Source organism: Acidovorax sp. (assembly GCF_046291265.1).
Lineage (GTDB): Bacteria > Pseudomonadota > Gammaproteobacteria > Burkholderiales > Burkholderiaceae_C > Acidovorax.
The window spans coordinates 1-4,137 of the sequence record NZ_JBKBTV010000125.1 but is presented as its reverse complement, the minus strand read 5'-3'; the positions used below and the strand labels follow the sequence as shown (position 1 = coordinate 4,137).

The following is a 4,137-nucleotide window of genomic DNA, read 5'->3' as shown; positions in this document are numbered from 1 at the left end:
GGAGAGCTTCTGAGCGGGGCCAGCATCCCGTAATAGACAGAATATGAGTAAAAATAGCCTCTAGCGCTTATTCAATAAGCGCTGGTAGCTATCAAAAACAAAGCACGCTGAGAGATCCTTCTCAGCGTGCTTTGTTGCTCTTGAGGGTGGTGATTTGCGCAGACTAGCCCATGGTGCGCACCGCGAGCAATGTGTGGCATCGCGGCCCACGGTTGTACGCAAACGTAACGGAAAGCGCTATGCTGAGTTCGTACCTCTGCAAAACGTCGTCAAAACATTTGCAGAACTGCCCATCGCCTCGGTCGACTGTTTTGTGTGCGCCTCTTGTGCAGGGAGTGCTCTCATGCCCCGTGGGTTTCCCGCTCTGGGCCCGTGTTGTGGTGACCGGGCGGCCGTTTTGCTGACTGGCCATGCGCCGCGGCATGGCCCTGCGCCCGGGCGCGTGGAATCTCCCACGCGCTGCAGCTCCCCTTTTTCTCGCTTTTTCTGTTTGTCTGCTCCCTTTGCCGCCGCGTTCGGGCCGCTGGGCTGACACGTCTGCCTCTGTCCCGTCCACCCCCACCAGGAGAGTTGCCATGAGCCAGTTCAAGATATCCACCCGCCTTGCTGCCTTGCTTGCAGCGTTGTGTCTGCTGGTGTTGCTGGTCGGGGGCGCTGGGTTGTTTGGCATGGGGCAGTCCAATGCCGGGCTCAAGTCGGTGTACGACGACCGGGTGGTGCCCCTCAAGCAGATCAAGGTGGTGGCGGACATGTATGCCGTGCACGTGGTGGACGCGGCGCACAAAGTGCGCGATGGCGCTATGACGCCCGCACAGGGGCTCAAGTCGGTGACGGACGCGCGCAAGGACATTGACACTAACTGGAAGGCCTACCTGGCCACGCAGCTAGTGCCCGAGGAGACCCAGCTGGTCGAGCGATTCAAGCCGCTGCAGGCCAAGGCCGATGCGGCCACCGACGTGCTGGTGGGGCATTTCAAGTCAGCAGACCTGCCCGCGCTGACCACCTTTGCCGCCAAGGACATGTACCCAGCGATCGACCCGTTGCAAGAGGTCTTGGGCCAACTGATGCAGGTGCAGCTGGACCGTGCCAAAGCCGAGTACGACCGTGCAGCGGCCAGCTTTCAGACCATCCGCGCACTGGCGTTGACTGCGGTGGTGGTGGGAATCTTGCTGGCGGTGCTGATGGGCGGGGCCATGATCCGTCAGATATCGCGCGCGCTGGGCAATGCGGTGCAAATCACCGACTCGGTGGCCCGGGGGGACCTGACGGTACCGATCCACGCCCGTGGCAAAGACGAAATTGCCCAGCTGCTGGGCGGACTAACCGCCATGCGTGACAACCTGGCGCATGTGGTGTCGGGCGTGCGCGGCAACGCCCAGGGCGTGGCGTCGGCCAGTGCCGAGATTGCCTCGGGCAACAACGACCTGTCGATGCGCACCGAGCAGCAAGCCAGCGCGCTGCAAGAGACCGCCGCGTCGATGGAAGAGCTGAGTTCCACCGTCAAGCTCAACGCCGACAACGCGCGCGAGGCCAACCAGTTGGCGGTGAGCGCATCCACCGTGGCGGTGCAAGGCGGCGACGTGGTGGCTGAGGTGGTCACCACCATGAAAGGAATCAACGACAGCAGCAAAAAGATTGCCGACATCATCAGCGTGATCGACGGCATCGCGTTTCAGACCAACATCCTGGCCCTGAACGCCGCCGTGGAGGCCGCCCGCGCCGGAGAACAAGGCCGAGGCTTTGCGGTGGTGGCAGGCGAAGTGCGCAACCTCGCCCAGCGCAGCGCCGAGGCCGCCAAGGAGATCAAGTCGCTCATCACCGCCAGTGTCGAACGGGTAGAGCAGGGCACCCAGCTGGTGGACAAGGCAGGCACCACCATGACCGAAGTGGTGGGAGCCATCCGGCGCGTGACGGACATCATGGGCGAGATCAGCGCCGCCAGCAGCGAGCAAAGCACGGGCGTATCGCAAGTGGGCGAGGCAGTCACGCAAATGGACCAGGTGACGCAGCAAAACGCGGCGCTGGTCGAGGAGATGGCCGCCGCTGCCAGCAGCCTGAGCCAGCAGGCCGACGCGCTGGTGGGCGCGGTGGCGGTGTTCAAACTGTCGGCCGACGATGCCCACGCATCGCATGCGGGAGTCGGCACGCAGGGGTCGGCAACCAAGGCATCAGGCGCTTTGCACCGGCCTGTGGCGGCCAGGGCCCCGAGGACGGCCACTGCCGCGCCCGCAGGCGGAATGCTGAAAAAAATAGGCGTGCCCACCAGCCCGCCCAAGCCCAGCCCGAACCGAGCGGACAAACCCGCGTCAACAGGCAAGGCAGCCGCACCTCAGCCAGTCACCGCGGGGGCCGACGACGAGTGGGAGAGTTTTTGAGGGGGTAGCGAGCGGCGGTGGGGAAGAGGTGAATTGAAGTTGCCTTTGGCGCTTGGTAGGAAAACCATCCGACGGGATTGAGGGTAGCGACTGCGATCAAGCAGTGCACCATGGGTCTCTGTATTGAGAACAAGAGATGGCAAGTTGCGCAATTTGATGTGCCTGCCTCCCGATGTACTCTTGGACCATGGTGGGCGTTCCCTTTTGCGTCCCAAACCGCAGCGCAGAGGATCGCGGTCAAGACAGAATATGGTTGTTCAATAGTAAAAGTGATGACATACTTTTAAAGATGAAGCCACTAATTAAGTCTCGCGCTATTGGCGCTGCTCTAGGCGGATATCTTCTAGTTGCTGGTCCTCTGAGTGCGTATGCAGCAGAGCAATTCGGCACTTTTAATGGCGAACTCATCGTCAAAGCACTTGCCGATGGACGGGATCTTGAACTTACGCATCCGTTTTCTTTCACAGATCCTGCTGGCCGCCTCTGGTCTGTTCCCACAGGGGCTCGGGTTAACGGAGCTTCAATCCCTAAAGCATTTTGGAGCTTGATTGGCGGACCATTTGAGGATAAGTATCGTGAAGCATCAGTGGTTCACGATCACTATTGTGATGAAAGATCCGCTCAATGGGAAGATGTGCATCTCGTTTTTTACAATGGTATGAGAGCGCGCGGTGTGGGCTCAATTAAAGCTAAACTAATGTATGGAGCAGTTTATGCTTTTGGACCAAGATGGATAAAATCTGAAGCCGGACAGGCTGGTTTGATATCAGGTAGACCGGTGCTTTTGGATGTCGCTAAAGAATCTATCGTAAAATATATTTCGGAAAACGACCCTTCAATTGAGTCTATTCGTGAATTGTCGGATCAAATAGCTAAAATTGAAAATGTTGAACAACTAGAAAAGATTCTGTATGAAAATGTTGGCTGCACTCCAATATTAGATGGCAATTTAGATGCGTCGACCCCAAGTCGAACGATTATTTTGTGTGGCATGAGCCCAATCTCGAAAAAAAATGCAGCCAAGAAGAATCTAAGTGTTTTGAAATACCATATTCAGAGCTTGGTGCATACTCAAGCTACTTATCTGTTGCCAGTTATTGATGATTATGTTAGATTTGGAGGGGATGAAAGATGGGAAGAGGTTAAAAAGTGGTCATATGATGTTAATGGGCTTGTTAAAATAGGGTTGCGGTCAGCATTAGATGTGGATGTTGTCGGAAAAAATGGACCGCGGTATGATGCCGACAATCTGCTGGGACTTTTGGGTACTCGAGTTGTAATGCTTAGGCCCATTCTGACGGGTCCGAAAATGTCAGCGCCACAGATGGAGGAGTGGGTCAGGAAATATCGAGCACTTTTCAGTCAGTTGCAATATCGGTTAGTGGGCCTTGAGGAGCACATTTCCACACTGGAATAAGGGCTGGATGTCTCGCGTCTAGAAGTGTGGGCGGCAGAACATTCAGATCAAGCTGCGGACGCCACCAGCGGCCTTTAGGGACGCAGGCGGTGGTGGACACGTTCATCACCGCCGATCTTTATGACGTGGTTGAAGTGAGCAAGTCACGCGCAGAAGTCGTAGTTGACACATTCCACTGCATCTCCCCCCTCAAACGGCCCTCATCGCCCCCATCGCCCCCATCCTGCGCAGATTGAGCGCCATGCACACCAGCCTGAACTCGGCTTTCGCCTTCTCCAAACCGCGCATGCTGAACTGGCGGAACCCCAGCACGTTCTTGATCCAGCCGTTGGGCGGCTCGGCGAT

The 4,137-nt window shown here is 57.3% G+C and carries 3 protein-coding genes; 2 read left to right on the top strand and 1 reads right to left on the bottom strand.

Going from position 1 to position 4,137, the window contains the following annotated elements; genetic code table 11:
* Positions 1-575 precede the first annotated feature (575 nt).
* Positions 576-2,375, top strand: coding sequence for a methyl-accepting chemotaxis protein (locus ACK41V_RS23315; protein ID WP_409786012.1), 1,800 nt, complete (start codon positions 576-578; stop codon positions 2,373-2,375).
* Positions 2,376-2,562: 187 nt separating this feature from the next.
* Positions 2,563-3,792: a DUF1353 domain-containing protein gene (locus tag ACK41V_RS23310; RefSeq protein ID WP_409786010.1), complete on the top strand. Its 1,230-nt coding sequence runs from the start codon at positions 2,563-2,565 to the stop codon at positions 3,790-3,792.
* Positions 3,793-3,981: 189 nt separating this feature from the next.
* Here the strand turns inward: ACK41V_RS23310 and ACK41V_RS23305 are convergent.
* Positions 3,982-4,137: transposase (locus tag ACK41V_RS23305; RefSeq protein ID WP_409786013.1), on the bottom strand; the 156-nt coding region annotated here is incomplete at its 5' end.